Here is a 25,809-nt window from a genome sequence, read left to right as displayed (position 1 = left end):
CTGGTTCAGCGGTTGAGTTCTGCCAGACGCTCGGGGGTACCCACGTCGGTCCAGCGGCCGTTGTAGAGCGAGGCGCCCACGCGGCCCGCGTCCATGGCCCGGCGCAGCAGCGGCGCCAGAGCCGCCTTCTCACCCCCGGGGTTTCCGACCGGAATGTCGCACCAAGGCGTGAAAAACAACTCGGCATGCAGCAGCGCGATGGTGCTGTAGGTGTAGCGCAGCGCCGGGTCATCGGCCGGCAGGTTCAGCGCCAGCCCCTCGGGCGACATGCCGAAATCGCCGCGTGGATGGTGCTCCGGGTTGGGCACCAGCCACAGGTGGGCCAGCTGCCTGCTGGCCTTGAAGGCTTGCACTGCCTTCGCATCGAACACGAAGTCCGGCACGTACACGTCCCCGGCCGCGAGCCAGAACACGTCCGACTCCACCAGCGGCAGCGCGCGCGCAATGCCACCCGCCGTCTCCAGCGCGCCGCCGAAGTCGCGGCCCTCGCGGGAGTAGGCGATCTCGATCCGGTGGTTGCCCCGGCGTGAGTGGTGCGTGCCGAAGGCGGTGCCACAGTGGGCTTCGATCTGCTCGCCCAGCCAGGCGGTGTTGATCACCACCTCGCCCACGCCGGCCTCGGCCAGGGCCTGCAGGTGCCATACCAGCAGCGGCTGGCCCTGCACCGGCAGCAGGGGCTTGGGGGTGGTGTCGGTCAGCGGGCGCATGCGCTCGCCGCGGCCGGCGGCCAGCAGCAGGGCCGGGACCTGGGCTGCGGCGCTCATGCCGAGGCATCCATCGCCGCGACACCCACGGCACCGCGCTGCAGCTCGTGGCGCTGCACGCTGGCGGGCTCGAACAGGGCCAGCAGCGCATCCATGAGCGCGCGCGCCTTGCCCGAATGGTCGGCGCCAAAATTGCAGACGTAGACGTCCAGCGTCACGGCGCGCTGCTCGGGCCAGGTGTGCACGCACAGGTGCGATTCGGCCAGCAGCACCGTGGCGGTGACCCCGCCCGGCCCCTGCTCCGTGGCGGGAAACCCATGGAACAACTGGCCCACGGGCTGCAGGCCCGCAGCGCGCACGGCGTCCGTGCAGGCACGGCCCAGGGCGGCGGCGTCCAGCAGCCATTCGGGGGCGCAGAGGCAGCCATGGAGATCGGCGGTGAGGTGCAGTCCTTGCATGGCTTGCACTGTAGTGCATTGGCGCTTGCCGTGGCCGGTTGGCGGGGCTTCGCGGGGCCTGCCGGCGGGCCCCGGGGCGCGCACCGGTAAAATGCCGGGTTTCCCCTGAACCTCCCCCACCCGGAGCCGCCCTTCCATGGCCAACACCCTGCAAAACCAACCAATGGCAAACGCGATCCGCGCGCTGGCCATGGACGCCGTACAACAAGCCAACTCAGGCCACCCCGGCGCCCCGATGGGCATGGCCGACATGGCCGTGGCCCTGTGGGGTCGCCACCTCAAGCACAACCCGACCAACCCCCAATGGTTCGACCGCGACCGCTTCGTGCTGAGCAATGGCCACGGCTCCATGCTGCTGTACGCGCTGCTGCACCTCACGGGCTACGACCTGCCCATCGGCGAGCTCAAGAACTTCCGCCAACTGCACAGCAAGACCGCCGGCCATCCCGAAGTAGGCATCACGCCCGGCGTGGAAACCACCACCGGCCCGCTGGGCCAGGGCATCACCAACGCCGTGGGCTTTGCCCTGGCCGAGAAACTGCTGGCCTCCGAGTTCAACCGCGAAGGCCATGCCGTCGTGGACCACAACACCTACGTCTTCCTGGGTGACGGCTGCCTGATGGAAGGCATCAGCCATGAGGCCGTGTCGCTGGCCGGCGCCTGGAAGCTCAACAAGCTGATCGCGCTGTACGACGACAACGGCATCAGCATCGACGGCCAGGTCGCCCCCTGGTTCGCCGACAACACGCCCCTGCGCTTCGTGGCCAGCGGCTGGAACGTGATCGGCCCCATCGACGGCCACGACGCCGAAAAGGTCACCGCCGCCATCGCCGAAGCCAAGAAACAGGGCGAGCGCCCCACCCTGATCGTCTGCAAGACGCACATCGGCAAGGGCAGCCCGAACCGCGCCAACACCGCCAAGGCCCACGGAGAGCCTCTGGGCGCCGAGGAAATCGCGCTGACCCGCGAAGCCCTGGGCTGGAGCCACGAACCCTTCAGCATCCCTGACGACGTGTACGCCGCCTGGAACGCCAAGGACACCGGCCAGGCCGCTGAAGCGACCTGGAACGAGCGCTTTGCCGCCTACACCGCCGCCTTCCCCGAGCTGGCTGCCGAGCTCACACGCCGCATGCAGGGCCAGTTGCCCGCCAACTTCGCCCAGGTGGCCGTGGACACCGTGATCGCCGCCCATACCAAGGGCGAGACCGTGGCCAGCCGCAAGGCCAGCCAATTGGCACTGGAAGCCTTCACCGCCGCCCTGCCCGAGCTGCTCGGCGGCAGCGCCGACCTGACCGGCTCCAACCTCACCAACACCAAGAGCACGCCCAACCTGCGTTTCGACATGCAGGGCAACGTGGTGCAGACCGAAGTGGCCGAAGGCAAGAAGATCGGCGGGCGCCACATCAACTACGGCGTGCGCGAATTCGGCATGGCCGCGATCATGAACGGCATTGCGCTGCACGGCGGCTTCATTCCGTACGGCGGCACCTTCCTGACCTTCAGCGACTACAGCCGCAACGCCATCCGCATGGCCGCGCTGATGAAGCAGCGCGTGATCCACGTGTTCACGCACGACTCCATCGGCCTGGGCGAGGACGGCCCGACCCACCAGTCGGTGGAGCATGCCGCCAGCCTGCGCCTGATCCCCAACCTGGACGTGTGGCGCCCGGGCGATACGGCCGAAACCGCCGTGGCCTGGAGCGTGGCGCTGACAAACAAGGACAAGCCGACTGCACTGCTGCTGTCGCGCCAGAACCTGCCCTACGCACCCAAGCGCGACCTGGGCGACATCAGCCGCGGCGCCTATGTGCTCAGCGAGCCGACCGATGTGGGCCTCAAGAAGAAGGCCGTGGCGGTGATCATCGCCACCGGCTCCGAAGTGCAGCTGGCGCTGAAGGCCCAGCGCCTGCTGGCCGACCGCAAGATCGCCGTGCGCGTGGTCTCCATGCCGAGCAACACGACCTTCGACCGCGAGGACGCCAAGTACAAGAAGTCTGTGCTGCCCGCGGGCATCCCCCGCGTGGCGGTGGAAATGGGCGTGACCGATGGCTGGTGGAAGTATGGCTGCGCCGCCGTCGTGGGTCTCGATACCTACGGCGAATCGGCTCCGGCACCGGTGCTGTTCAAGCACTTCGGTTTCACCGAAGAGAACGTGGCTGCCACCGTGCAGGCCGTGCTCAAGGGCGGCCGCTGACAGGGCGCGGCGGGGCAGGAACGTAACATTGTGCAAATATGCAGAGGTTTCGCGTGACTTACAGCACGTTGCGGCCTCTTTGCATGCTTGACGCCGTTACATGTGGCCGGCACGCTAGTCGTTTTCATTGACGTCCCCCTTTTTTGAAGGAGCTGCCATGATCCCGACCCTGTTCCCCCGCAAGTCGCTGGCCGCATTGGCCGTGCTGTCGCTGGCCTGCCTGTCGGCACAGGCCCAGGTGGAGATCACCGATCCGCCAGCGGGCCACAATTTCGGCAAGGTCCCGCTCAATGCCACGTTTTCCACGCAGTACTTCTCGGTGTTCAACCGCAGCAGTGCGCCGCTGCAGCTGGGCACGTTGATTTCCAGCGGTGCGGCCCTGGCGACCTGCGCTGGCATTGGCTGCCCGGTCGTTGCGCAGGGGGACTTCCTGATCCCGGCCGGCTCGGACGGCTGCTCCAACGCCGTGCTGCAGCCCAACCAGGGCTGCTCGACTCTGGTGGCCTTCACCCCCACCGCCCCCGGGGCGCGCATTTCCCAGTTCATCGTCCAGTCGCGCGCTGGCGGGGCGCTGGCGACGTACCCGCTGCACGGCACGGGCATCTCGACGCCGCTGGACTGCGTGCTTGACTGGGCCGAGAAAAGCTTCCCGCAGCTGCTGACCACGCCCACCGGCACGGCCACCGTATCGCCTTTCCAGTTGCGCTGCTATGCCAACGGCACCATGTGCCTGGGTGCCGACACGGCCGTACCCACCTTCGACCAGCCCAGTGTCTACTTCTACCAGACGCAGCCCACCCCCTCGGTGCAGCGCCTGGGATACCTCTCGACATTCGCGCAGGCGGCGCAGTGTCAACCATGATTCCTTAACGTTTGGAGAACCTTGGAAATGACGATCAAGATTGGCATCAACGGCTTTGGCCGCATCGGCCGCAACGTGCTGCGCTCCGCCATCCAGAATTTCAGCGACATCGAAGTCGTTGCGATCAATGACCTGCTGGAGCCCGAGTACCTGGCGTACATGCTGCAGTACGACTCGGTGCACGGCCGCTTCAAGGGCGAAGTCTCGGTGGAAGGCAATACGCTGATCGTCAACGGCAAGAAGATCCGCCTGACGCAAGAGCGCGATCCCGCCAACCTGAAGTGGAACGAGGTCGGCGCGGACGTGGTGATCGAATCCACGGGCCTGTTCCTGGACAAGGTCACGGCCCAGAAGCACCTGGACGCCGGCGCGAAGAAGGTCATCCTGTCGGCGCCTTCGAAGGACGACACCCCCATGTTCGTGTACGGCGTGAACCACACCAGCTACAAGGGCGAGGCAATCGTCTCCAACGCCTCGTGTACCACCAACTGCCTGGCCCCCGTGGCCAAGGTGCTCAACGACAAGTGGGGCATCAAGCGCGGCCTGATGACCACGGTGCATGCTGCCACCGCCACGCAAAAGACGGTGGACGGCCCCTCCAACAAGGACTGGCGCGGCGGCCGCGGCATCCTGGAGAACATCATCCCTTCGAGCACCGGCGCTGCCAAGGCCGTGGGCGTGGTGATCCCTGCGCTGAACAAGAAGCTGACCGGCATGTCCTTCCGCGTGCCCACCAGCGACGTCTCCGTGGTCGACCTGACGGTGGAGTTGGAGAACCCCGCCACCTACGAAGAGATCAAGGCCGAGATGAAGGCCCAGTCCGAAGGCGCGCTCAAGGGCGTGCTGGGCTACACCGAAGACAAGGTGGTGGCTACAGACTTCCGCGGCGATACCCGCACCTCGATCTTCGATGCCGACGCCGGCATCGCGCTCGATGGCACCTTCGTGAAGATCGTCAGCTGGTACGACAACGAATGGGGCTACTCGAACAAGTGCCTGGAAATGGTGCGCGTGGTGGCCAAGTAACCCGCTTCCGCTTCTGATCAAGGCCGGCAGCCCGCAGGGGTTGCCGGCTTTTTTCATCGTCGCGCGGATTCAAGGACCGCCATGCAACAGCCGCTCGAACAGATCGCCGGGCCCCATCTGCCCACCCTTGAGCATGATCTCCATGCCATCGAGCGCCGCAAGGTCGCTGTGCAGCTGGCACAGCGCCACGCCGGGCGACAGCGAGGCCTGGTACGACAAACCCCAGGCCGCGAGCGACTGCACCGCGAGACTGGAGGTGTCGCCCCCGGCGATGCCGATGCGGCGCAGCGCCACCTGTGCCAGCACACGTGCCAGCACTCGCCCGCCGGCCTGCGCCACGGCGTGTGCCGTGGCACCGCCGGATGCGCTGCCCGCAGTCACCGCCAGCACGCTGCGGCCATCCCGCAGCAAGGCAGCCAAGCGGTCGGCCATGGCCTGTGCAGCGGCATCGCCGCCCTCGACCAGGCTTGCCACATCGACGGGTACCGTCTCGTACGAAACGGCCATGCGCACCTGCTGGGCGGTCACCGGCGACAGGCTGCCCGCCAGCACGAAGACAGGACCCTGGGCCGCCGCCAATGGCCGTGCGTCCATCGCAGCCGCTGCGCGCGGCCACTGTGTCGCCAGGGCCTGCACCACGCTGCTCGGGCCCACCGCCAGCAGGCGCGCCTGCTGCGCCCGGCGCCACACCAGTTGGCCCACGGCCTGCAGGTCCTCGGGGCGGCTGGCATCCATCAGCACGGCAGCGGGGTGCCCCGCCAGCATGGCATCGAGCGCCGCCTCCTGGTGGGCCAGCGGCTGGGCGTACAGCGGGTAATCGATTCCAGGCACCGGTTGCAGGGCCTGCTGCGCCAGGTGCAGGCGCAGGTCGCTCTCCTGCATGGGCGTGACCGGGTGGCGGCTCATGGTGGGGTGCCGATCGATGCGATGCACCGAAGGGGCGCTGCCTGCACGCGCGAACAGGTTACCGAACACGCAGTAGCGCCCCAGGCTGGGCTGGCCGCCGACGATGGGGACGAAGCGGTTCTCCACATGCTGGCGCAGCGTGTGTACCGCCACGCCGATGCTGCCCACCTGCGGCGCGCTATCGAAGGTGGAGCAGACCTTGTAGTGCAGCACCGGCACGCGCATCTGCGCGAAGAAGCGGCCCACGGGCTCCAGTTCGGCGCGCATGGCCTCGGGGTCCATGGCGCGGGCCGCGCCGGCGATGCCGATGGCATCGAGCGGGCCTGCGCGCTGCAGTTGCACAGACGTGGGCACGCCCATGAACAGCAGGGCACGCAGCCCCGCCTGGGCGGCCGTGGCCAGGGTGTCGGTGGCCCCGGTGAAGTCGTCGCCGTACCAACCCAGCCGGGCGGTGGATGCAGCCATCATGCGCTGGTCTCCACACTCAGGCCTTGGCGCCGAAGAAACCGAGCGCGCGCTGCAGCTCGGGAGCGTGCCGGGCGAAGTGGTCGAGGGGCGTTCCCGCCGCCACCGCCTCCCAGGCCTGCTGGATGCTTGCCACCCCGGCTGCGGGGCCATCGGGGTGGGCCAGGATGCCACCGCCCGACATGAAAAGCAGGTCGGTGCTGCGCAGGCGCTCCCAGGTCAGCGGCACGGTGCCGGCCCACTGGCCGTTGGAGACGGCGGGCAGCACGGCATCGTCCAGGCCCAGCGCAAGGGGGGCCAGCGTGTCGTGGGCCGACTCGACCACCTCGTCGTCGGTCTGCGAGAACTTGCCTTGCAGGCCGTGCACATGCATGTGGTCCACTCCCGCCAGGCGCCACAGGGTCTGCCAGGCCTGGAACGAGAAGCCCAGCAGCGGGTGCCGCGACAGCGCGCCATAGCCGTTGCGGTGGCCATGCAGCGCCAGCGGCGTATGCCGGCGCAGGGTCTGCACAGCCGAGTAGCCGCACCAGTTGAGGCTGGCCATCACGCAGCTGCCGCCCTCGGCCTGCACCAGGTCGGCGTGGCGGCGCATGGCGTCCGTCTCGTCGGTGACGTTGAAGGCCACCATGACGTGCTTGCCCGTGCGGTCCTGGTGCGCTCGCACAGCGCGCATCACGGCCCTAACGCGCTCCTGCAGCGGGGCATGCACGGGGTCGGCGCAGACCTCGTCGTCCTTGATGAAGTCCACGCCCGCCGCGCACAGCCGGGCGGCCAGCGCCCCGGTCTCCTCGGCCGACAAGCCCACGTTGGGCTTGACGATGGTGCCGATGAGCGGGCGCCCCTGCACCCCCGTGAGCGCACGGGTGCCCGCGATACCCTGGCGCGGCATGTCGAAGCGTGTGCGGTATTCCGCAGGCAGGTGCAGTGATTCGAGTCGCAGACCCGTGACCTCGCCCAGGTCGAACAGGTTGCCCGACACCGTGGCCGCCAGCGTGGGCAGGTTGGCGCCCACATTGGCCACCGGAAAGCGGACCCGAATGCGCGCACGCCGGAACGGCCCAGCCAGGGGCTTGCCGGCTGAGGCACGGCGCTCCAGCCAGCCGTTGGGCAGGCTGGGGGCAGCCACGGATTCGAGCTCCTCGATGGACTCCACCATGGCGCGCGCGCGCTCACGCAGCGCATCGGTCTCGCCCTCCACACGCGTGAAGGTGCCGCACGACTGCTCCCCCGCCAGTACCTCCGCCACGTGGGCCGGGTCCAGCGGCGTCTCGATCAGGTAGGTGGCTTCGAAATGCTGGGCGTCCATGGGATCAGAGGGTGTTGAGGTCGGGGAAAGGCCGCACCGGGTCGCTGCCGTCCCAGCCCTTGGCCGCCTCGCGGATCAGCGTGAACAGCCGGCCCTTGGGCCCCGCCACTTCGGACAGCTCGATCAGCGCACCGGGGTGAAGCCCCGGGTGCTTGCCGTCCTCGAAGTAGACGAAGCGGCCGTTCTCGCCCACCTCGCCGCTCATGCAGACCTTGAAGCCCGCGGCCTCGGCCCGCGCCAGGTCGGCGTCGAAATCCTCCGTCCAGTACGCGACGTGCTGGCCGCCCACATGGCCGGCCTGCTGGAAGTCGCGGTACATGGAGGGCACGTCGTTGCGCGTCTGCAAGAGCTCGATCTGCACGCCACCCGCGTTGGCCAGGGCCACGGAGTTGTGCGGTTCATGGCGCTCGCCGCGGTAGGTGTAGTTTTGGATCGGCACGCGCGGGTTGTAGTACCAAGGCCCGACGCCCAGTACGTTGGCCCAGTAGTCCATGGCGGCCTCGATGTCGGGCACGAGGTAGGCCACCTGGCGGATCTCACCAAAGAATCGGCTCATGGTTTGCGTCTTTCAGAAAGGGAAGGAGGGCCCGGCGCACGCAGCGGCCAGACCAGGGGGACTGGATGGAATGCGTTACTTGGTCAGAAAACCGGTGGAAAACCATGGGATCGCAGCCACGATGACCAGGCCCACGAACAGCGCCATGACGTAGCCGCCGATATGGGACAGGCCCTCGTTGGGGTGCACCTTGCTGATCGCGCAGGCGCCGTAATAGCCCACACCGAACGGCGGCGCGAAAAGGCCGATGCCCATGGCGAAGATCACCACCATGGCGTAGTGCACCTCGTGGATGCCAACGGCCTTGGCAATGGGAAATAGCAGCGGCCCGAACAGCACGATGGCCGGGATGCCTTCGAGCACGCTGCCCAGCACCACGAAGGCAATGATGGAAACCGCCATGAAGCCCCAGGCACCTCCAGGCAGCTGCTTCATCACCTCGGCCAGGTCGTGCGAGAAGCCCGACTGCGTGAGCCCCCAGGCCATGGCCGTGGCGCAGCCCACGATGAAGATGATGGCGCCGGTGAGCGAAGCGGTCTCGATGAGCATGGGCCGCAGCCGGCGCCAGTCGAACTGGCGGTGGATGAACAGGCCCACCAGCACAGCGTAGACGATGCCGATGGTGGAGACCTCGGTCGCCGTGGCAACGCCCTCGACCACGGCCGCGCGGATCACGAACGGCAGCGCGATGGCTGGCAAGGCCGTGACCAGGAAGCGCACGATCTGCGCACGGCCGAAGCGCTGCACCTGCGACAGGTCTTCACGGCGGTAGCGCCACCAGACCACAGCGCACAGGCAGGCCCCCACCACCACGGCCGGCAGCATGCCGCCCGTGAACAGCGCCGCGATGGACACGCCCGTGACCGAGCCGATGGTGATCAGCACGATGGAGGGCGGTATGGTTTCGGTCTGCGCGCCCGTGGCCGACAGCAGCGCCACCAGGTCGCCGGGCTTGGCGCCGCGCTTTTGCATCTCGGGGAACAGCACCGGCGCGATGGCCGCCATGTCGGCGATCTTGGAGCCCGAAATGCCCGAAACCAGGTACATGGCACCGATCAGCACATACGACAGCCCACCGCGCACGTGGCCCAGCAGGCTGGCCAGGAACTGGATCATGGCGCGTGCCATGCCGGTCATCTCGATCAGCGCGCCGAGGAAGATGAACAGCGGCACGGCCAGCAGCATCAGGTGCGACATGCCTTCATCGAGCCGGCCCACCAGCACCGGCATGGGTGCGCGCGTGGTGAGCGCCATATAGCCGAAGGTGGCCAGTGCGAACGAGAAAGCGATGGGCACGCCCGCGAACACGCAGGTGGCCACCACCACGACGAAGAAGATCACCAAATTGAGCTTGCCCAGCGGCGGGAACACCGGCTGCGCCAGCCAGAAGGCCAGCACCAGCGCGCCCACCGTGGCGCAAGCCGCCAGCATCACGGCCAGACCGCCCTCGCGCAGCATGCGCAGCGTGCACACCAGCAGCATCAATGCCATGCCCGCCGGCAGCGCCGAGGCGCGCCAGGCGTTGCTGATCTCCAGCGCCGGCGTGACGATCACGGCCTCTTCGGCCGCGTACTCGTACGCGTGGTGCAGGATGAGCAGCAGGAACGCGAACGACGCGGCCATGGCCAGCGCCTCCAGGTAGGCGCGCGCCGCCGGCGGCACCTTGCCCACGAAGGCGGTCATGCGCATGTGCTCGCCGCGGCGCAGTGCCACCACCGCGCCCAGCATGGACAGCCACAGGAACAGGATCGAGGCCAGCTCGTCGGACCAGACCAGGGGTGCGTGGAACACGTAGCGCGACACGACACCGCAGAACAGCAGGCAGATCTCCACCAGCACCAGCAGCGCGGCGGCGGACTCCACCACCGCGCCGATGCCCCGATCCACGGGACCGAGCGCGGCACGCCAGCCCGTGGGAACGGGGGCGGACACGGCAGCTGCGAGCATCAGGACACCTTGCCGACGGAGGCTTCCAGCAGCGCCCAGGCCTCGTCGCCGAACTTGCCCTTCCACTCGGTGTAGTAACCAGCCTTGCGCAGTTGCTCACGGAAGCTTTGCGGGTTGGCATCGTTGAAGGCCATGCCCTTGGTGGTGAGGTCGCTGCGCAGCGTCTCGTTGAGTTTGGCGAGGTCGGCACGCTGCTGCAGCCCGGCTTCATCGAAGGCCCGGCCCAAAATCAGCTTGAGGTCGTCCGGCAGGCCGCGCCAGGCGCGTCCGTTGACGACCATGTGGTAGCCGTCCCAGCTGTGGTTGGTGACCGAGCAGAACTTCTGCACCTCGTAGAGCTTGGCGGTCTGCACGATGGCCAGCGGGTTCTCCTGCGCATCCACGACCTTGGTCTGCAGGGCCGAATACACCTCGCTGAATTGCAGGCTGGCCGGTGATGCCGACAGCGCCTTGAACATCGAGATGCCCATGGGGCTCACGGGCACGCGGATCTTCATGCCGCCCAGGTCGGCCGCACTGCTGACGGCCTTGGTGCTGGTGGTCACCTGGCGAAAGCCGTTGTCCCACATGCGCGGGAAGGTGTACAGGCCCACCTTGGCAAAGGCCGCACGGATGCTGTCGCCCAGCTTGCCATCCACCGTCTTCCACACCTGCTCGTAGTCGGCGAAGGCGAAGCCCAGGGCCGTGATGGCGCTGATGGGCGCCAGCGTGGCGATCACCATGGTGCCGGCGTTGAAGATCTCGAGGCCACCGCTGCGCACCTGCGAGAGCATGTCGGTGTCGCCGCCGAGTTGGTTGTTGGGGAACACCTTGAGTTCGAGCCGCCCTTTGCTCTCGGACAGGATGCGCGCCGCCGCCTCGTTGGCGCGCACGTTGAGCGGGTGCGACACAGGCAGGTTGTTGCCGAACTTGAAGCTGTACTCCGGCGCAGCAGCGCTCGCCAGCCCCGGCCAGGCGCCCGCGACGGATGCGGCGGGCAACGCGCACAGACCGCGCAGCAGGCTGCGGCGCGAAGATGAGTGATTCGAATGGGCCATGGTCTTTGTCTCCTGTCTTTATGGAATCGTTGGAATCGGCACGCGCGGGGCGGCTCGTTCAAGGGCAGACCTTATCGGTGGTCGGAGGCCTGCGCAAATCGAAAATCTGATGACTTTTGATGGTTTCAGGAAGCGTCAGTTGCACCGCGCATGCATGCCACCATCGACCAGCAGCTCCACGCCGTTGATGTAGCGGGCTTCGTCGGAGGCCAGGAACACCGCGGCGTTGGCCACGTCCCAGCCATCGCCCATGCGCCCTGTGGGCGAGAGCTTGTGGCGCGCGGCCACCATCTCCTCGTGGCTGGCGTAGAAGCCCGAGATCTGGCGGTAGATGTGCGGCGTGTCCATCACGCCTGGCAGTATGCAGTTGGCGCGGATGCCCTCCCCCGCGTACTGCAGGGCCACGCTCTGGGTAAAGGAGTTCACCGCCCCCTTGGAGGCCGCGTAGGCGCAATAGGCATAGCCCGTCCAACGCACGCCACCGAGCGCACCGATGTTGACGATGGCGCCCGACTGCTGCGCCTGCATCAGCGGCAACACGGCCTTGCAGGTCAGGAACATGCTCTTGACGTTGACCGCCATCACTCGGTCCCAGGTGTCTTCGGTGGTCTCCACCGGGCCGCCCTGAGAGGTGATGCCCACGTTGTTGTGCAGGATGTCGACGCGGCCGAAAGCTTCGGTGGCCGCCTGCACGGCGGCCTGTACATCGGTCCACTGCGTGACGTCGGCCGTGACCGCAATGGCTTCGTTGCCTTCACCAAGGATGGTGTCGCGCGTCACTTCGGCGGCGGTGCCATCACGGTCCACCGCGACCACCCGGGCCCCGGCCCGCGCATAGGCGGCTGCGGCGGCCTTGCCATTGCCCCAGCCGTCGCCATCGGACCCGGCACCGAACACCAGGGCGACGCGGCCCGCGAGCCGCTTGTTGTTTGTCTCCATCATTGTTCCTTGTCTTGACCACCGCCCTCTGGCATGCGGTGGGCTCTTACGATAGCCTCGGGCCCGTGATGTACCAACCGCCAAACATGATGGGTTTTGATGGTTTCGGAGGGCCGCCGTGAGCCGCGCCATGCCCGGCGTGGTGGAGGTTGCCGCGCTGGCCGGCGTCTCCACTGCCACCGTGGACCGGGTGCTCAACCGCCGCGGCGGCGTGCGCCAGGCCACCGCGCAGCGCGTGGTGCAGGCCGCGGGCGAGCTGGGCTACCTGCCGGCGGACGGTCTGGCCGCCACGCTGGCGCCTGCGCCCCTGCGCGTGATGTTCCTGCTGCCGCGCAATACCAGCCGCTTCCTCACCATGCTGGGCGACATGGTCAGCTACTCGCAGGAGCACTGGGCGCCCTTCCACGTCAAGTGCCGCGCCGAGACGGTGGACAGCTTCAACCCCGAGGCCCTGGCCCAGGCGCTGCTGCACCATGGCAAGCGCTACGACGGCCTGGTGATGATGGCGCTGGAGCACCCCCAGGTGCGCGAGGCCGTGGCCACGCTGGCCGGGCGCGGCGTGCCCGTGGTCACGGTGATCTCGGACCTGGGCAACTCGCAGCGCGTGGGCTACGTAGGCCTGGATAACCGGGCTGCGGGCCGCACCGCAGGCTACCTGATCGGCCGCTTCATAGGTGTGCGCGATGCCAAGGTGGCCCTGGTCGCAGGCAGCCTGCGCTATGCGGCGCACCAGGAGCGCGAAGCAGGCTTCCTGCACGTGCTCGAAGAGCTGTTCCCGAAGCTCACCGTGGTCGGCCTGCGCGAGGGGCTCGACGACACCGAGAAGAACTACCGCCAGACACGCACCCTGCTCGAACGCCACCCGGACCTGGCCGGCATCTACAACATCGGCGGCGCCTCCGACGGCATCGCCCGCGCACTGCAGGAGTGCGGCGTGCAGCACAAGGTGGTGTTCATCGGCCACGGCCTGACACCCGACACGCGCGCCCAGCTCATCGACGGCAGCATGGACGCGGTGATCACCCAGAACCCCTTGAGCACCATCACCAGCTGCGTGCGCATCTTCGCCAACCTGCGCGACGGGCGTCCCGCCTTGTCCGGTGTGGAGACCACACGCAGCCAGGTGGTCTTTCGCGAGAACCTGCCCTGACCCTGGTGCCTGCGGGACCCTGGCCTGCGTCGGCCCGCTGCGGCCCCTGACACGTAAGCCGATGTAAGACCTGGCCCACAGGCGAACTGAGGCAGGGACTACGCGGCCTGAAGGTCGCTGCACGAACAATGCACCTGTACCAGCAACGTCTCCTGGTCGCCCCCTCGCCCGGCTTGCCGGCATCGGGGAGGGCAGATCCCATCCCCCTCCACAGGAGTTCAGAACACCATGCCTTCATCCGCACCTTTCCGCCTTGCCATTGCCGTTCTCGCCCTGGGCGCCCTGGCCGCCTGCTCCTCCACGCCACCGCCCACGGAACAGATGGCCGTGAGCCGCACCACGCTGACCCGCGTGTCTGCCGCACCCAGCGTGACTGCGACCGCACCCGTCGAACTGCAGCGTGCCCGCGACAAGCTCATGGCGGCCGAGAAGGCCATGGGCGCGCAGGACTACACCGCCGCCCGCCGCTTGGCCGCCGAGGCCGAAGTGGACGCCCGTGTGGCAGAAACCCGCGCCGATGCCGAGCGCAATGCCGCCAGCCTGGCCCAGGTGCAGGACGGCATCCGCGCGCTGCAGGAAGAAATCAACCGCCGCGCCGCGCCCGCCCGCTGATCGCTTCAGCCCTACCGCGCCTGCCGTCACGCCCCGTGACCCCGAATCTTGAAGGAATACCCACCATGCACCCCATTCTTCGCCGTACCACTGCCCTGGCCACCAGCCTGATCGCTGCGGGCCTGCTGGCCGCCTGCGCCAGTACCGCACCTTCCGCCGCACTGGAGCAGGCCCGCACGGCAGTGAGCCGTGCCGGCACGGACCCTGCGGTGGCCCAATACGCCCCCCTGGAGCTCAAGCAGGCCAGCGATGCCCTGGCCCGTGCCGACCGTTTCTGGGCTGACAAGCACGATGAGGCCGAGACCAACCACCTGGCCTATATCGCCGCCCAGCGCGCCGAGATCGCCAACAATGCGGCGCGGGCCCGCATGCTCGATGCCAGCATCCAGAGCGCCAGTTCCGAAGCCGACCGCATCCGCCTGCAGGCGCGCACCCGCGAGGCCGATGAAGCGCGCATGCGCGCGGACGCCCAGGCGCGCAATGCCCAGATAGCCCAGGCCCAGGCCCTGAGCGCAGAACAGCGCGCAGCCCAGCAGCAGGCGCAGGCCAACGCAGCCCTGGCCCAGGCCAGCGCCGCCCAGGACCGCGTGCGCATGCTCGAAGCCCAGTTGCGCGAGATGGAGGCCCAGCAGACCGAGCGCGGCCTGCTCGTGACCCTGGGTGACGTGCTCTTCGCGTTCAACAAGGCCGAGCTGTCTGCGCAAGCCGGGCCTCGCCTGGACAAACTGGCCGATTTCCTCAAGCAGTTTCCCGAGCGCAAGCTGCTGATCGAGGGCTATACCGACAGCGTGGGTTCGGACGTGTACAACCAGGAACTGTCGGCTCGCCGTGCCGGCGCCGTGCGCGATGCGCTGGTGGCGCGGGGCGTGGACACCAGCCGCATCACGGCGCGCGGTTACGGCAAGGTCTACCCGGTGGCCGACAACGCCTCGCCCGAGGGCCGGGCAATGAACCGCCGCGTGGAGATCGTGATCGCCGACGACAAGGGCAACCTCAAGGGCCGCTGAAGCCCCCCGCCGGGCGGCGTGCCGCCCTGGTCCCCTCCCCAGACCGCGCCGCTCACGCCACGCGGTCTTTTGCATGGCTGGCGCGCCCGCACCGGCATGGCAATCGGGGCGCCGACGCCTCGTCCGAAAAGGTGAATCCATCTAAGTGAGTATTCACACACATGTAACATCCAGGACTTTACCTGGGTGCATTGGATTGGTGCGCGCTCAGGACACTGGTAACGGCAATACCCCACCAGGGTAAGCCCCATGCGGGGCGGCACAGGTTTTGCTGTTCAATTTCTGCCACGGGCGGGTCATATGCATTTGTTACATATGAAGCCTATGCAGACCTGCTTACCAGAGTCCTTGAAGGAAACAGCCACCATGCATCCCATGCTTCGCAGCACCACCGTTCTCGCCATCAGCGCGATGGCCGCAGGGTTTCTTTCCGCTTGTGCCACGGCCCCGTCCATGGCGCTGGAGCGGGCCCGCACGGCCGTAGGCACCGCCAGCGCCGACCCGGCAGTGGCCCGGCACGCAGCCCTGGAACTGAAACAGGCCACCGAAGCCCTGGCACAGGCCAACAGCATCTGGAGCAAGACCAGCGACGAGGCGGAAACCAACCACATCGCCTACATGGCGGCGCTGCAGGCCGAGGCTGCCACCAATGCGGCACGCGCGCGCATGCTGGCGGCCAACATCCGTACCGCCAACTCCGGCACCGCCCAGATCAGCCTGCACACCGAAGCGCAGACACGCCGCTGATGCGAGCCGCCCTGCAACGGTGCAGGGCGTGCATTGTTTCATGCAAACGTCTCGGTATCCACCTCGCTCGCGCTCTGCGCGCTGTAGCGGGGGCCCACGACGTTCTGCTGGTTGATGGCGCCATCGAGGGCGGCCATGGTCTGCGCGTCGAGTTGCACTGCGTCGGCACCCAGGTCGTCGTGCAGGTGCTCCACGCTGGTCGTGCCCGGGATGGGGATGATGTGTTCGCCCTTGTGCAGCAGCCAGGCCAGCGCCAGTTGCGCGGGGCTGCAGCCGACTTGGCGGGCTATCGCAAAGTAGCTGTCCAGTAGCGCAAGGTTGGCCGCGTAGGCCTCGGGGGCAAAGCGCGGCATCGCACGGCGGATGTCCTTGGCGTCCAGTGCGGACACATCTTTCAGATCGCCACACAGATAACCACGCGCCACGGGGCTGAAGGCGACGAAGGCCACGCCCAGCTCACGGCAGGCTTCGAGCACCGCGATCTCGGGGTTGCGCGTCCACAGCGAATACTCGGTTTGCACGGCAGCGATGGGGTGCACCGCATGCGCGCGCCGCAGCGTAGCGGCCGACACTTCGGACAGGCCGATGCTGCGAATCTTGCCCGCGCGCACCAGGTCGGCGAGCGCGCCCACGCTGTCCTCGATGGGTACCTGTTTGTCCCAGCGGTGCAGGTAGTACAGGTCGATCACGTCGGTCTGCAGGCGGAGCAGGCTGTCCTCGCAGGTCTGGCGCAGGGTGGCGGGGCGCCCGTCGATCACGCGCACCAGTTTGCCGTCGCCGGCCACGTCCACGCCGTGCATGCCGCACTTGCTGGCCAGGGTGAAGCGCTGGCGGTGCGGCTTCATCACACGGCCCACCAGGGTCTCGTTGGCGCCAAAACCGTAGAGCGTGGCGGTGTCGAACAGGGTCACGCCTGCGTCGAGCGCGGCGAGCAGCACGCGCTCGCCCTGCTCGGGCGAGACGGGGGTGCCGTAGGCGTGGCTCAGGTTCATGCACCCGAGGCCGATGGCGCTGACTTCAAAGGGGCCAAGTTGGCGTGTCTGCATGGTGGTCATTGCTCCATGAAAAACGCCCGCAGCGTTCCATCTGCGGGCGGGTTGTGGGTGTCTGCAGGCGGGTCTTACTGAAGCTGCTGCTCCAGATCGTGCAGCACCTGGTAGCAGGCCAGCACGCTGGCCACGCTGGAGTTGGGCTCGCGGCCTTCGCGGATGGCGGCAAAGAACTCGCGGTCCTGCAGCTCGATGCCGTTCATGGACACGTCGACGTGGCTCACGTCGATCTTCTCGTCCTTGCCGTTGTACAGGTCGTCGTAGCGCGCCAGGTAGGTCGCGGTGTCGCCGATGTAGCGGAAGTAGGTGCCCAGCGGGCCATCGTTGTTGAACGAGAGCGACAGCGTGCAGATGGCGCCATTGGCAGCCTTGAGCTGGATGCTCATGTCCATGGCAATGCCCAGCACGGGGTGGATCGGGCCTTGCACGGCGTTGGCTTTCACGATAGGGCTATTGGCCTGGTAGGCGAACAGGTCCACGGTGTGCGCTGCATGGTGCCACAGCAGGTGGTCCGTCCAGCTGCGCGCCTGGCCCAGCGCATTGGTGTTGGTGCGGCGAAAGAAGTAGGTCTGCACATCCATCTGCTGGATGTTGAACTCGCCGGCCTGGATCTTCTTGTGCACGTACTGGTGGCTGGGGTTGAAGCGGCGCGTGTGGCCGCACATGGCCACCAGGCCGGTCTCTTTCTGCAGCGCCACGACTTCCTGCGCACCCTTCAGGCTGTCGGCCAGGGGGATCTCCACCTGCACGTGCTTGCCGGCCTTCATGCAGGCGATGCTCTGCTCGGCATGCATCTGCGTGGGCGTGCACAGGATCACGGCGTCCACCTCGGGCAGGGCCAGGCTTTCGGCCAGGTCGGTGGTGACATGGCCAATGCCGTACCTGGCCGCCACTTCCCTGGTCTTGTCGAGGTCGCGGCTGATCAGCGAGACGACTTCGACACCGTCGATGTTCTTGATGCCGTCCAGGTGCTTGATGCCGAAGGCACCGGCGCCCGCGAGGGCGACCTTGATGGTCTTGTTCGTAGTCATGTCAGGAGTTCTCCAAGATGAGGTGGCCCACGGCCGTGTTGGATGCGGGCACATGGTAGAAGCGGTGCACGAGCCTGGGCGCCTTGCCGCCGGCCACGTCGGCCATGGCGCCGCGCGCGATGAGCCACATCACGAGCTCGATGCCCTCGCTGCCGGCTTCGCGCACGTAGTCGATGTGCGGGATGCTGGCGGCGGCCTCGGGGTCGCTGATGAGCTTGTCCAGGAAGGCGTTGTCGAAATCCTTGTTGATCAGGCCGGCGCGCGGGCCCTGCAGCTGGTGGCTCATGCCGCCCGTGCCCCAGATGTGCACGTTGAGGTCTTCGTCGTAGCTCTCGACGGCCTTGCGGATCGCCTGGCCCAGGTTGTAGCAGCGCCGGCCGCTGGGCACGGGGTACTGCACCACGTTCACCGCGAACGGGATCACCGGGCACGGCCAGGCACCGGCCACGGGATCGGGCTGGCCGCACATCAGCGACAGCGGCACCGTGAGGCCGTGGTCCACGTCCATGCGGTTGACGATGGTCAGGTCGAAGTCCTGCTGGATCACCGACTGCGCGATGTGCGAAGCCAGGTCCGGGTGGCCGATGACCTTGGGCACGGGGCGCGGGCCCCAGCCTTCGTCGGCCGGCAGGTACTCGGCCGCCGTGCCAATGGCGAAGGTCGGGATCATCTCCAGGCTGAAGGCCGTGGCATGGTCGTTGTAGACCAGGAAGACGACGTCGGGCTTGTTGTCCTTCATCCATTGCTTGGAGAAGTCATAGCCGGCAAACAGCGGCTTCCAGTAGTCCTCTTGCGTCTTGCCCAGGTCGAGCGCGGCGCCGATGGCGGGCACGTGCGAGGTGAAGACGGAGGCGGTGATACGCGCCATGTTCAGTTTCCTTTCTTTCCCGCAGCACCCTGCGGCTGGCGGTGCGCCTGGGCATCGCCGTCTTCGCCGACCACGCGGTTGCCCTGCGCCGAGCGGCCGCCGCCGATCATCATGTTGCGGTATTCGTCTTCGGTCATGCCGGTCATGGAGCCGGCCATCTGCTGGAAGCTCTTGCCATCGGTCGCGCCAATCTTCGCCAGGAAGTAGATGTTGCCGCCCAGGCGGATGCACCAGTTGAGGTCGCGCGCCAGCACGGCCAGCTTCTGCTCTTCGGTCATCGCCCACTCGTCGAGGTAGGCACGCTCGCCAGCCTTGAAGCGGGCGCGGTTGTCGGCCTTCATCAGGCTCATGCAGAACTGGTTGAGCCAGTAGCCTTTTCGGCTTTGCTCTGCGTCGAAGATGGTCGTGCCGGGCACGTCCAGGTAAGGTTTGTCGAGGGACATGGCTTCAGCCTTTCACTTCCTCAGGCCAGTAGAGGCGCATGGGATTATCGACAAGGAGTTTGCGCTGCAATTGTGGCGTGACCGCGATGTGGGGAATGAAATCCACCAGCAAACCATCGTCGGGCATGTGGTCCTTGAGGTTGGGGTGCGGCCAGTCGGTGCCCCAGAGCACGCGGTCAGGGAACTCCTCGACCACGCGGCGCGCGAACGGCACCACGTCGCGGTAGGCGGCCTGCTCGCCATCGAGGGCCTTGGGGCCGGCCACGCTCAAGCGCTCGGGGCAACTGACCTTGCTCCACACGTTGGGATGCTGGCGCATGAACTTCAGGAACAGCTCGAACTCGGGCCCGTCCACGGGCTTGGTCACGTCGGGGCGGCCCATGTGGTCCACCACCACGGTGGTGGGCAGCTGCGTGAAGAAGTCCCACAGCTCGGGCAGGTCCACGGCCTCGAAGTAGATCACCACGTGCCAGCCCAGTTGGTGGATGCGCGCGGCGATCTCCATCAGCTCGTCCTTGGGCGTGAAGTCCACCAGGCGCTTGACGAAGTTGAAGCGCACGCCGCGCACGCCGGCGTCGTGCATGGCCTGCAGTTCTTCATCGGTCACCGAGCGGCGCACGGTGGCCACGCCGCGCGCCTTGCCGCCCGATTGCACCAGCGCATCGACCATGGCGCGGTTGTCCGCACCGTGGCAGGTGGCCTGCACCACCACGTTGCGCGCAAAGCCCAGGTGGTCGCGCAGTGCATAGAGCTGCGCCTTGCTGGCATCGCAGGGCGTGTACTTGCGCTCGGGCGCGTAGGGGAACTCGGCACCGGGGCCGAACACGTGGCAGTGCGCATCCACGGCGCCTGCGGGCACCTGGAAGCGGGGCTTGCTCGGGCCGGCGTACCAGTCGAGCCAGCCAGGGGTCTTGGTGAATTCACTCATGCGGTGTACTCCTTGTGGTTCAGTCCAGCGAGACGTTGGCCTTCTTGATCACCTCGCCAAAGCGCTGGCTCTCGTCCTTGACGAACTGCGTGAACTGCGCACGCGTGGTCGGGAACTGCTCGTAGCCAAAGCTCTTGAACTTCTCCTGCACGTCTGCGCCGGTCAGCGCCTGCTCGATGTCCTTGCGGATCTTGTCGGTCACTGCTGCGGGCAGGCCGGGCGGCACGGCGATCGTGTTCCACCCCGTGACCTCGAAGCCCTTGGGCCCGCCCGACTCGCCCACCGTGGGCACGTCGGGGAAGCTCGTCACACGCTGGGGTGCGGCGACGGCCAGGAAGCGCAGCTTGCCAGCGCGCTGCAGCGGCCCGGCCGTGGCGGCGCTGCCCAGGGCAAAGGCCAGCTCATTGGTGGAGACGCCGGTGTAAAGCTGCGTGGTCTCCTTGTAGATCACGTGCTCCATCTGCGTGCCGGTGGCGCTCTCGAACAGCTCGGAGCCCAGGTGCACCGGGTTGCCCACCGACCAGGATCCGTAGTTGAGCTTGCCCGGGTGGGCCTTGGCGTCGGCAATCAGGTCGCCCACGCTCTTGTACTTGCTGTCGCCGGCCACGGTGAAGAAGAAGTAGGTCTTGAACAGCGGCAGCAGCGCGTCGAAGTCCTTCACCGGGTCGTAGGGCAGCTTCTTGAACAGGCTGGGGTAGGCGGCCAGGTGCACGTTGTCCAGCACGATCAGGTCATGCCCGTCCTTTGCGCCGCGCTTGAAGGCGTCGATGGCGATGAAGCCGTTGCCGCCGGGGCGGTTTTCCACCACCACGGGCTGGTTCCAGGCGCGGCCGAGCTTCTCGGCCACGAGGCGGGCCACGCCGTCCGGGCCGCCGCCCACCGGGAAGGGCGTGATGATGCGCACGGGCTTGGTGGGGAACTGCTGGGCCGCAGCCAATTGCGGCGCCAGGCCGGCAGCGGCGGCCACACCCAGGGCCAAGGCGGCGCGGCGGGAGAGGGAAGAGGAAAGAAGGCGCATGGTAGGTCTCGTCAATATCAAAACAGGTGCTGCGCCGTGCGCAGCGGTGCGACATCCGCCACACGGCAGACGTCACTGGAGCGGTTACCGCGTGGTGGCGGTCAGTCGATGTACCTGAGCCCGGCCTTCTCAAGCCCGGGGCGCATGTTGTACATGTCCAGGCCGAGCACGCCCGAGGCGAGCTTGGCGCGCTTTTCGCCCTCGAAGCTCTCGCGCTTTTGCGCGGCTTCGAGCGTTTCCACGGCGCGTGCGGCAGGCACGCAGACCACGCCATCGTCGTCGGCAACGATCACGTCGCCGGGCGTGACCCACATGCCGGCGCAGACCACGGGGATGTTGACCGAGCCCAGCGTGGCCTTGATGGTGCCCTTGCTCGATATGGCGCGGCTCCAGACCGGAAAGTTCATCTCCTGTAGCGTCTTCACGTCCCGCACGCCGGCGTCGATGATGAGCGCCCGCGCACCGCGCGACTGGAACGAGGTGGCCAGCAGGTCGCCGAAGTAGCCATCGGTGCATTCCGAGGTGACGGCCGCCACCACCACGTCGCCGGGCTGGATCTGCTCGGCAGCTACGTGCATCATCCAGTTGTCGCCGGGCTGCAGCAGCACGGTGACCGCCGTACCAGACACCTGCTGGCCGGGGTAGACGGGGCGCATATAGGGCTTGAGCAGGCCCACGCGGCCCATGGCCTCGTGTACCGTGGCCGAACCCAGTGCTGCCAGGCCGTCGGCGGCTGCGCGGTCTGCGCGGGTGATGTTGCGGTGGACAACGCCTAGTTCGTACATGTCAGAGCCCCTTTGCCTTCAGGCGTGAATCGAGTCGGGAGAACACGCGGCGCACGTTGCCTTCGTAGATCTGGTGCTTGTCGTCGCCGCTCAGGATCTTGCTGGCCTCGATGTAGCGCTTGGTGTCGTCGTAGTAGTTGCCGGTGGTGGGGTCGATGCCGCGCACGGCGCCGATCATTTCCGAGGCGAAGAGCACGTTCTTCACCGGGATCACGGTGTTGAGCAGGTCGATGCCAGGCTGGTGGTACACGCAGGTGTCGAAGAAGACGTTGTTCAGCAGGTGGTCTTCGAGCAGGGGCTTCTTCATCTCCTGCGCCAGGCCCCGGAAGCGGCCCCAGTGGTAGGGCACGGCACCGCCGCCATGCGGGATCAGGAACTTGAGCGTGGGGAAGTCCTTGAACAGGTCGCCCTGGATGCACTGCATGAAGGCCGTGGTGTCGGCGTTCAGGTAGTGCGCGCCCGTGGTGTGGAAGCACGCATTGCAGCTGGTGCTCACGTGGATCATGGCGGGCAGGTCGTACTCCACCATCTTTTCGTAGATGGGGTACCAGTGGCGGTCGGTCAGCGGCGGACTGGTCCAGTGGCCACCGGAGGGATCGGGGTTCAGGTTGATGCCCACGGCACCGTATTCCTTGACGCACTTTTCGAGCTCGGGGATGCAGGTCGCGGGGTCCACGCCGGGGCTTTGCGGCAGCATGGCCACAGGCACGAAATGCTCGGGAAACAGCGTGGAGACGCGGTGGCACAGCTCGTTGCAGATGGCCGCCCAGGTGCTGGAGACGTTGAAGTCACCGATGTGGTGGGCCATGAAGCTCGCGCGCGGCGAGAACAGGGTGATGTCGCTGCCGCGCTCCTTCATCAGGCGCAGCTGGTTGGTCTCGATGGATTCGCGCAGTTCGTCGTCGCTGATCGACAGGTCGGCCACCTTGGGCATGGCGGCCGGGTCCTTGATGCCGGCGATCTGCTGGTTGCGCCAGTTCTCCAGCGCCTTGGGTGCCGTGGTGTAGTGGCCATGGCAGTCGATGATGAGGCTCATTGCTTTGTGCTCCTTGGATCTTGGTATGCGGGATCAGGCGGGGTCCATGCCCTGGCGTTGCTTGGCCTCGGTGGCAGCCGAGGAGGCCAAAAAGTCGAGCAGCGCCTTTGCAGCCACGGGTTGCTTGCTGGCAGTGCCCACGCCCGACGAGAAGATGGTGGTGATCTGGATGGCCGGCGGCAGCGGGCCCACCACGGTGATACCCTCCACGTTCAGCAGTTCGCTCAGTTGCTGGAAGCCGAGTTCCACGTCGCCACGCGCCACCAGCGAGCCCACGGGCACCCCGGGCGGCGCCTGCACCATGCGGCCGGCCACCTCGTCTGCAATGCCCCAGCGCTCGAACAGCCTGGCCAGCGCCACGCCGCTCGGGCCGGTGGAGTAGCTGATGCTGCGTGCGGCCAGCACGGCGCTGCGCACCGCGTCTTCAGAGCCGATGTCGGGCAGCGCTGCACCGGCGCGCACGGCCACGGCCACGCCGGAACGCACCCAGTCGGTCTTGCTCGCGGCATCGATGGTGCCTGCGGCAATGAGCTTGTCGATGGCGTCGGAGGCCAGCACCACCACATCGAAGGCCTCGCCGGCCTGCACGCGCTTGGCGGCGTCCACGCCGCCCACGGCTTCGATGACCGCGCGCTGGCCGGTCTGCTGCTCGTAGGCGGCCAGCAGTTCGGCCAGCACCTGGCGCGTGGCCATGGAGGAGATTCCACGAAGGGTGGGCGCACTCATGGGGAGGTGGCAGTCGCTGTATACATGCCGCCGATTGTGGGCAGTGCCGGGCCCGACATAAAGCCGGCAGGGGCACTACCAGATATATCATTCTTCTATTGTTGAATTGGAGCTATTGCAAATAGCGGAGAGCACACCCCATGGACCTCAAGCAGATCGAGTACTTTGTGCGCGTGGCCGAACTGGGCAGTTTCACCCGCGCCTCGGTGGTGCTGGACATCGCCCAGCCGGCCCTGAGCCGCCAGGTGCGTCTGCTGGAGGTGGAGCTGCGCCAGAACCTGCTGGTGCGCAATGGCCGCGGGGCCATACCGACCGAGGCCGGCAAGCTGCTGCTGGAGCACGGGCGCGGCATCCTGCACCAGGTAGAAAGGGCCCGCGAGGAGCTTGGGCGTGTGCGCGGCGCGCTGGCCGGGCGCGTGGCCATCGGCCTGCCGCCGACCATGGCCAAGGTGCTCACGGTGCCGCTCACGCGCGCCTTTCGCGTGCAGATGCCCGATGCGGCCCTGGCCATCAGCGAAGGTCTGACGGTAGCCATGCGCGAATCGCTGACCACGGGGTTGCTGGACATCGCGCTCCTTTACAACACGCCCGCTTCGCCGGGCATCGAGATCACGCCCTTGCTGGAGGAAGACCTGTTCCTCGTGCAGCGCCGCCCCGTGGGGCAAAGCGACGCCGAAGCCGACGCCCAGGCACGGCAGCCCGTGGCGCTGGAGGAACTCACGCGCTTTGCGCTGGTGATCCCCACCCGGCCCAACTCCATCCGCATGCTGGTCGAGTCGGAACTGGCTGCGCTGGGCCTGCGCCCCCAGATCAGCCTGGAGATCGACGGCGTGGCCGCCATCCTGGACCTGGTGGCCGATGGCGCGGGCAGCGCGGTGCTGCCCATGAATGCGGTCACCACCTCCGGCAAGCCCGAGGTGTTCGGCACACGGCCCATTGGCCAGGCGGGCGAGCCCCGGCTGCGCAGCAAGCTGTCGATGGCCGTGAGTTCGCAGCGCCCGGCCACGCTGACGCAGCAGGCCATGGCAGAGCTGATCCGCAGCACGCTGCAGACGATCTACAAGGCGCCCTGATCCCTCTTCGGTGCAGCATCCAGGTGCGCCAGCAGCCGGTCGGCGTAGTCCTGCCAGGGCGCATCCTTGGGCAGGCCCGCGAACACGCCCTCGCGCGCCATGGCCGCCACCGCCGACTGCTTGTGCGCAATGGCGCTGGCCATCAACGGCTCCACGCCGGCCTCGCGCACGGTGCGCGCGGCCTCGTGCATTTCTTCGGAGCGGCGCTGGCCGTGCTGCACCACGCGGCTGAAGAAGTAACTGCCCTGCCTTTCCCAGTCGATGGAGGGAAAGGTCTCGGCCAGCGTGGGCAGCACATGTGCCTCCACACCGTACTGCCGAGCGGTGGCATAGCTTTCGATCACCAGGGCTTCGAGCCCCTTGATCATCACGCTGCGGCACATCTTGATGGCGCTGGCCACGCCCAGCTGTTCGCTGACCGGCTTGGCATCCATGCCCCAGGCCTGCAGCACGGCGGCCAGCGCCTGGGCCTGTGCACCACCCAGCAGCATGGGCACGCGGATGCCATAGGGCGGCACCGAGGTCATGACACCCGCCTCCACATAGTGCGCGCCGCGCGCCTCGATCAGCGCGGCGGCCTGCTGCTTGGTGCCGGGCGAGGCCGAATTGAGGTCCAGGAACACGGTGCCAGGGCGCAGGTGGGCAACTGCTTGCTGCGCCACCTCCAGCGTGTGCGATGCGGTGACGGCCGAGATGATCAGGTCGCTGGCCAAGCACAGCGCTTGCACCGAAGCGTGGGCCGTGACCCCGTGCTGCGCGGCATGCGCCCGCTCGGCATCGCGCGTGGCCGCCTGCGCGAACTTCAGGTCCCATGCGCCGACACCGGTGACGCCGGGCTGCGACTGCAGCCCCAGGGCAAAGGTCTTGCCGACTTCGCCGTAGCCGATCAGGCCGATGTGCTGCAGGTCCATGGTGTTGCCCCGGTTGTGGGATCGC

At 67.4% G+C, this 25,809-nt stretch carries 26 protein-coding genes; 8 read left to right on the top strand and 18 right to left on the bottom strand.

Annotated elements, in window-relative coordinates; genetic code table 11:
* Window positions 1-5: 5 nt before the first annotated feature.
* A complete protein-coding gene (locus ASE31_RS06760) occupies window positions 6-764 on the bottom strand; it encodes a nucleotidyltransferase family protein (protein ID WP_057200742.1) in 759 nt (252 codons plus the stop codon).
* A complete protein-coding gene (locus ASE31_RS06755) occupies window positions 761-1,162 on the bottom strand; it encodes an S-adenosylmethionine decarboxylase family protein (RefSeq protein ID WP_057200741.1) in 402 nt (133 codons plus the stop codon). Before ASE31_RS06755 ends, ASE31_RS06760 begins: the two co-directional genes overlap by 4 nt.
* Window positions 1,163-1,298: 136 nt before the next feature.
* On the opposite strand from ASE31_RS06755, the gene tkt reads away from it, so the two are divergent.
* The 3 genes from tkt to gap all read left to right on the top strand — a co-directional run bounded on the left by tkt (window position 1,299) and on the right by gap (window position 5,244).
* Complete coding sequence (gene tkt, locus ASE31_RS06750) at window positions 1,299-3,356, top strand: transketolase (RefSeq protein ID WP_057200740.1); 2,058 nt, start codon at window positions 1,299-1,301, stop codon at window positions 3,354-3,356.
* 157 nt (window positions 3,357-3,513) lie between these two features.
* A complete protein-coding gene (locus ASE31_RS06745; protein ID WP_057200739.1) occupies window positions 3,514-4,218 on the top strand; it encodes a hypothetical protein in 705 nt (234 codons plus the stop codon).
* A gap of 27 nt (window positions 4,219-4,245) precedes the next feature.
* Window positions 4,246-5,244, top strand: coding sequence for a type I glyceraldehyde-3-phosphate dehydrogenase (gene gap, locus ASE31_RS06740; protein WP_057200738.1), 999 nt, complete (start codon window positions 4,246-4,248; stop codon window positions 5,242-5,244).
* A 69-nt stretch (window positions 5,245-5,313) separates the two neighbouring features.
* On the opposite strand, the gene ASE31_RS06735 is transcribed toward gap, so the two are convergent.
* The 6 genes from ASE31_RS06735 to ASE31_RS06710 all read right to left on the bottom strand — a co-directional run bounded on the left by ASE31_RS06735 (window position 5,314) and on the right by ASE31_RS06710 (window position 12,400).
* Window positions 5,314-6,618, bottom strand: coding sequence for a four-carbon acid sugar kinase family protein (locus ASE31_RS06735; RefSeq protein WP_057200737.1), 1,305 nt, complete (start codon window positions 6,616-6,618; stop codon window positions 5,314-5,316).
* Between the two features lie 16 nt (window positions 6,619-6,634).
* On the bottom strand, window positions 6,635-7,921 hold the full coding sequence (locus ASE31_RS06730; protein WP_057200736.1) for a ribulose-bisphosphate carboxylase large subunit family protein: 1,287 nt from the start codon (window positions 7,919-7,921) through the stop codon (window positions 6,635-6,637).
* A 4-nt stretch (window positions 7,922-7,925) separates the two neighbouring features.
* Window positions 7,926-8,477 (bottom strand): VOC family protein, encoded by a 552-nt coding sequence (locus tag ASE31_RS06725; RefSeq protein ID WP_057200735.1) that lies wholly within the window; start codon window positions 8,475-8,477, stop codon window positions 7,926-7,928.
* A 75-nt stretch (window positions 8,478-8,552) separates the two neighbouring features.
* Complete coding sequence (locus ASE31_RS06720; protein WP_057200734.1) at window positions 8,553-10,424, bottom strand: TRAP transporter large permease subunit; 1,872 nt, start codon at window positions 10,422-10,424, stop codon at window positions 8,553-8,555.
* Window positions 10,424-11,461 (bottom strand): TRAP transporter substrate-binding protein, encoded by a 1,038-nt coding sequence (locus ASE31_RS06715; RefSeq protein WP_057200733.1) that lies wholly within the window; start codon window positions 11,459-11,461, stop codon window positions 10,424-10,426. Before ASE31_RS06715 ends, ASE31_RS06720 begins: the two co-directional genes overlap by 1 nt.
* Before the next feature lie 135 nt (window positions 11,462-11,596).
* The gene (locus ASE31_RS06710) at window positions 11,597-12,400 is read right to left on the bottom strand and encodes an SDR family NAD(P)-dependent oxidoreductase (RefSeq protein ID WP_057200732.1); all 804 of its coding nucleotides are present in this window, start codon (window positions 12,398-12,400) and stop codon (window positions 11,597-11,599) included.
* Between the two features lie 130 nt (window positions 12,401-12,530).
* Here ASE31_RS06710 and ASE31_RS06705 point away from each other — a divergent pair, with 130 nt between their 5' ends.
* The 4 genes from ASE31_RS06705 (at window position 12,531) to ASE31_RS06690 (ending at window position 15,916) form a co-directional block, all read left to right on the top strand.
* Window positions 12,531-13,550, top strand: a complete 1,020-nt coding sequence (locus ASE31_RS06705; protein ID WP_057200838.1) for a LacI family DNA-binding transcriptional regulator — start codon at window positions 12,531-12,533, stop codon at window positions 13,548-13,550.
* 228 nt (window positions 13,551-13,778) lie between these two features.
* Window positions 13,779-14,162 (top strand): DUF4398 domain-containing protein, encoded by a 384-nt coding sequence (locus ASE31_RS06700; protein ID WP_057200731.1) that lies wholly within the window; start codon window positions 13,779-13,781, stop codon window positions 14,160-14,162.
* A gap of 65 nt (window positions 14,163-14,227) precedes the next feature.
* A complete protein-coding gene (locus ASE31_RS06695; protein ID WP_057200730.1) occupies window positions 14,228-15,169 on the top strand; it encodes an OmpA family protein in 942 nt (313 codons plus the stop codon).
* A 366-nt stretch (window positions 15,170-15,535) separates the two neighbouring features.
* Window positions 15,536-15,916 carry a DUF4398 domain-containing protein gene (locus ASE31_RS06690; RefSeq protein ID WP_057200729.1) on the top strand — a complete coding sequence of 127 codons (381 nt, stop codon included), beginning with the start codon at window positions 15,536-15,538 and terminating at the stop codon, window positions 15,914-15,916.
* 38 nt (window positions 15,917-15,954) lie between these two features.
* On the opposite strand, the gene ASE31_RS06685 is transcribed toward ASE31_RS06690, so the two are convergent.
* The 9 genes from ASE31_RS06685 to ASE31_RS06645 all read right to left on the bottom strand — a co-directional run bounded on the left by ASE31_RS06685 (window position 15,955) and on the right by ASE31_RS06645 (window position 23,800).
* Window positions 15,955-16,962: an aldo/keto reductase gene (locus ASE31_RS06685; RefSeq protein ID WP_057200837.1), complete on the bottom strand. Its 1,008-nt coding sequence runs from the start codon at window positions 16,960-16,962 to the stop codon at window positions 15,955-15,957.
* A 74-nt stretch (window positions 16,963-17,036) separates the two neighbouring features.
* On the bottom strand, window positions 17,037-17,996 hold the full coding sequence (locus ASE31_RS06680; protein WP_057200728.1) for a Gfo/Idh/MocA family oxidoreductase: 960 nt from the start codon (window positions 17,994-17,996) through the stop codon (window positions 17,037-17,039).
* A 1-nt stretch (window position 17,997) separates the two neighbouring features.
* Window positions 17,998-18,864, bottom strand: coding sequence for a class III extradiol dioxygenase subunit beta (locus ASE31_RS06675; RefSeq protein ID WP_057200727.1), 867 nt, complete (start codon window positions 18,862-18,864; stop codon window positions 17,998-18,000).
* Window positions 18,865-18,866: 2 nt separating this feature from the next.
* Window positions 18,867-19,307: a protocatechuate 4,5-dioxygenase subunit alpha gene (gene ligA / locus ASE31_RS06670; RefSeq protein WP_057200726.1), complete on the bottom strand. Its 441-nt coding sequence runs from the start codon at window positions 19,305-19,307 to the stop codon at window positions 18,867-18,869.
* Window positions 19,308-19,311: 4 nt separating this feature from the next.
* Entirely contained in the window at window positions 19,312-20,235 is a 924-nt protein-coding gene (locus ASE31_RS06665) for an amidohydrolase family protein (RefSeq protein WP_057200725.1), read from the bottom strand.
* Window positions 20,236-20,254: 19 nt separating this feature from the next.
* A complete protein-coding gene (locus ASE31_RS06660; protein ID WP_057200724.1) occupies window positions 20,255-21,253 on the bottom strand; it encodes a tripartite tricarboxylate transporter substrate binding protein in 999 nt (332 codons plus the stop codon).
* A 101-nt stretch (window positions 21,254-21,354) separates the two neighbouring features.
* The gene (gene ligK / locus ASE31_RS06655) at window positions 21,355-22,038 is read right to left on the bottom strand and encodes a 4-carboxy-4-hydroxy-2-oxoadipate aldolase/oxaloacetate decarboxylase (RefSeq protein WP_057200723.1); all 684 of its coding nucleotides are present in this window, start codon (window positions 22,036-22,038) and stop codon (window positions 21,355-21,357) included.
* A 1-nt stretch (window position 22,039) separates the two neighbouring features.
* Window positions 22,040-23,074 carry an amidohydrolase family protein gene (locus tag ASE31_RS06650; protein WP_057200722.1) on the bottom strand — a complete coding sequence of 345 codons (1,035 nt, stop codon included), beginning with the start codon at window positions 23,072-23,074 and terminating at the stop codon, window positions 22,040-22,042.
* Window positions 23,075-23,107: 33 nt separating this feature from the next.
* Window positions 23,108-23,800: a substrate-binding domain-containing protein gene (locus tag ASE31_RS06645; RefSeq protein WP_200961080.1), complete on the bottom strand. Its 693-nt coding sequence runs from the start codon at window positions 23,798-23,800 to the stop codon at window positions 23,108-23,110.
* 140 nt (window positions 23,801-23,940) lie between these two features.
* Between ASE31_RS06645 and ASE31_RS06640 the strand changes: the two genes are divergently transcribed.
* Window positions 23,941-24,873 (top strand): LysR substrate-binding domain-containing protein, encoded by a 933-nt coding sequence (locus ASE31_RS06640; RefSeq protein ID WP_057200720.1) that lies wholly within the window; start codon window positions 23,941-23,943, stop codon window positions 24,871-24,873.
* On the opposite strand, the gene ASE31_RS06635 is transcribed toward ASE31_RS06640, so the two are convergent.
* The gene (locus ASE31_RS06635) at window positions 24,858-25,784 is read right to left on the bottom strand and encodes an NAD(P)-dependent oxidoreductase (protein ID WP_057200719.1); all 927 of its coding nucleotides are present in this window, start codon (window positions 25,782-25,784) and stop codon (window positions 24,858-24,860) included. The two genes, ASE31_RS06640 and ASE31_RS06635, sit on opposite strands and share 16 nt — an antisense overlap.
* Between the last annotated feature and the right edge of the window lie 25 nt (window positions 25,785-25,809).

This window comes from Acidovorax sp. Root217, from assembly GCF_001428645.1.
Taxonomy (GTDB): Bacteria; Pseudomonadota; Gammaproteobacteria; order Burkholderiales; family Burkholderiaceae_C; genus Acidovorax.
This window is presented reverse-complemented; position numbering and strand designations above follow the sequence as displayed.

What these genes read in the sequence shown, in the direction of transcription:
- ASE31_RS06760 (WP_057200742.1), bottom strand. Translation starts at nt 764, where the DNA reads ATGAGCGCCGCAGCCCAGGTCCCGGCCCTGCTGCTGGCCGCCGGCCGC.
- ASE31_RS06755 (WP_057200741.1), bottom strand. Translation starts at nt 1,162, where the DNA reads ATGCAAGGACTGCACCTCACCGCCGATCTCCATGGCTGCCTCTGCGCC.
- tkt (WP_057200740.1), top strand. Translation starts at nt 1,299, where the DNA reads ATGGCCAACACCCTGCAAAACCAACCAATGGCAAACGCGATCCGCGCG.
- ASE31_RS06745 (WP_057200739.1), top strand. Translation starts at nt 3,514, where the DNA reads ATGATCCCGACCCTGTTCCCCCGCAAGTCGCTGGCCGCATTGGCCGTG.
- gap (WP_057200738.1), top strand. Translation starts at nt 4,246, where the DNA reads ATGACGATCAAGATTGGCATCAACGGCTTTGGCCGCATCGGCCGCAAC.
- ASE31_RS06735 (WP_057200737.1), bottom strand. Translation starts at nt 6,618, where the DNA reads ATGATGGCTGCATCCACCGCCCGGCTGGGTTGGTACGGCGACGACTTC.
- ASE31_RS06730 (WP_057200736.1), bottom strand. Translation starts at nt 7,921, where the DNA reads ATGGACGCCCAGCATTTCGAAGCCACCTACCTGATCGAGACGCCGCTG.
- ASE31_RS06725 (WP_057200735.1), bottom strand. Translation starts at nt 8,477, where the DNA reads ATGAGCCGATTCTTTGGTGAGATCCGCCAGGTGGCCTACCTCGTGCCC.
- ASE31_RS06720 (WP_057200734.1), bottom strand. Translation starts at nt 10,424, where the DNA reads ATGCTCGCAGCTGCCGTGTCCGCCCCCGTTCCCACGGGCTGGCGTGCC.
- ASE31_RS06715 (WP_057200733.1), bottom strand. Translation starts at nt 11,461, where the DNA reads ATGGCCCATTCGAATCACTCATCTTCGCGCCGCAGCCTGCTGCGCGGT.
- ASE31_RS06710 (WP_057200732.1), bottom strand. Translation starts at nt 12,400, where the DNA reads ATGGAGACAAACAACAAGCGGCTCGCGGGCCGCGTCGCCCTGGTGTTC.
- ASE31_RS06705 (WP_057200838.1), top strand. Translation starts at nt 12,531, where the DNA reads ATGCCCGGCGTGGTGGAGGTTGCCGCGCTGGCCGGCGTCTCCACTGCC.
- ASE31_RS06700 (WP_057200731.1), top strand. Translation starts at nt 13,779, where the DNA reads ATGCCTTCATCCGCACCTTTCCGCCTTGCCATTGCCGTTCTCGCCCTG.
- ASE31_RS06695 (WP_057200730.1), top strand. Translation starts at nt 14,228, where the DNA reads ATGCACCCCATTCTTCGCCGTACCACTGCCCTGGCCACCAGCCTGATC.
- ASE31_RS06690 (WP_057200729.1), top strand. Translation starts at nt 15,536, where the DNA reads ATGCATCCCATGCTTCGCAGCACCACCGTTCTCGCCATCAGCGCGATG.
- ASE31_RS06685 (WP_057200837.1), bottom strand. Translation starts at nt 16,962, where the DNA reads ATGCAGACACGCCAACTTGGCCCCTTTGAAGTCAGCGCCATCGGCCTC.
- ASE31_RS06680 (WP_057200728.1), bottom strand. Translation starts at nt 17,996, where the DNA reads ATGACTACGAACAAGACCATCAAGGTCGCCCTCGCGGGCGCCGGTGCC.
- ASE31_RS06675 (WP_057200727.1), bottom strand. Translation starts at nt 18,864, where the DNA reads ATGGCGCGTATCACCGCCTCCGTCTTCACCTCGCACGTGCCCGCCATC.
- ligA (WP_057200726.1), bottom strand. Translation starts at nt 19,307, where the DNA reads ATGTCCCTCGACAAACCTTACCTGGACGTGCCCGGCACGACCATCTTC.
- ASE31_RS06665 (WP_057200725.1), bottom strand. Translation starts at nt 20,235, where the DNA reads ATGAGTGAATTCACCAAGACCCCTGGCTGGCTCGACTGGTACGCCGGC.
- ASE31_RS06660 (WP_057200724.1), bottom strand. Translation starts at nt 21,253, where the DNA reads ATGCGCCTTCTTTCCTCTTCCCTCTCCCGCCGCGCCGCCTTGGCCCTG.
- ligK (WP_057200723.1), bottom strand. Translation starts at nt 22,038, where the DNA reads ATGTACGAACTAGGCGTTGTCCACCGCAACATCACCCGCGCAGACCGC.
- ASE31_RS06650 (WP_057200722.1), bottom strand. Translation starts at nt 23,074, where the DNA reads ATGAGCCTCATCATCGACTGCCATGGCCACTACACCACGGCACCCAAG.
- ASE31_RS06645 (WP_200961080.1), bottom strand. Translation starts at nt 23,800, where the DNA reads ATGAGTGCGCCCACCCTTCGTGGAATCTCCTCCATGGCCACGCGCCAG.
- ASE31_RS06640 (WP_057200720.1), top strand. Translation starts at nt 23,941, where the DNA reads ATGGACCTCAAGCAGATCGAGTACTTTGTGCGCGTGGCCGAACTGGGC.
- ASE31_RS06635 (WP_057200719.1), bottom strand. Translation starts at nt 25,784, where the DNA reads ATGGACCTGCAGCACATCGGCCTGATCGGCTACGGCGAAGTCGGCAAG.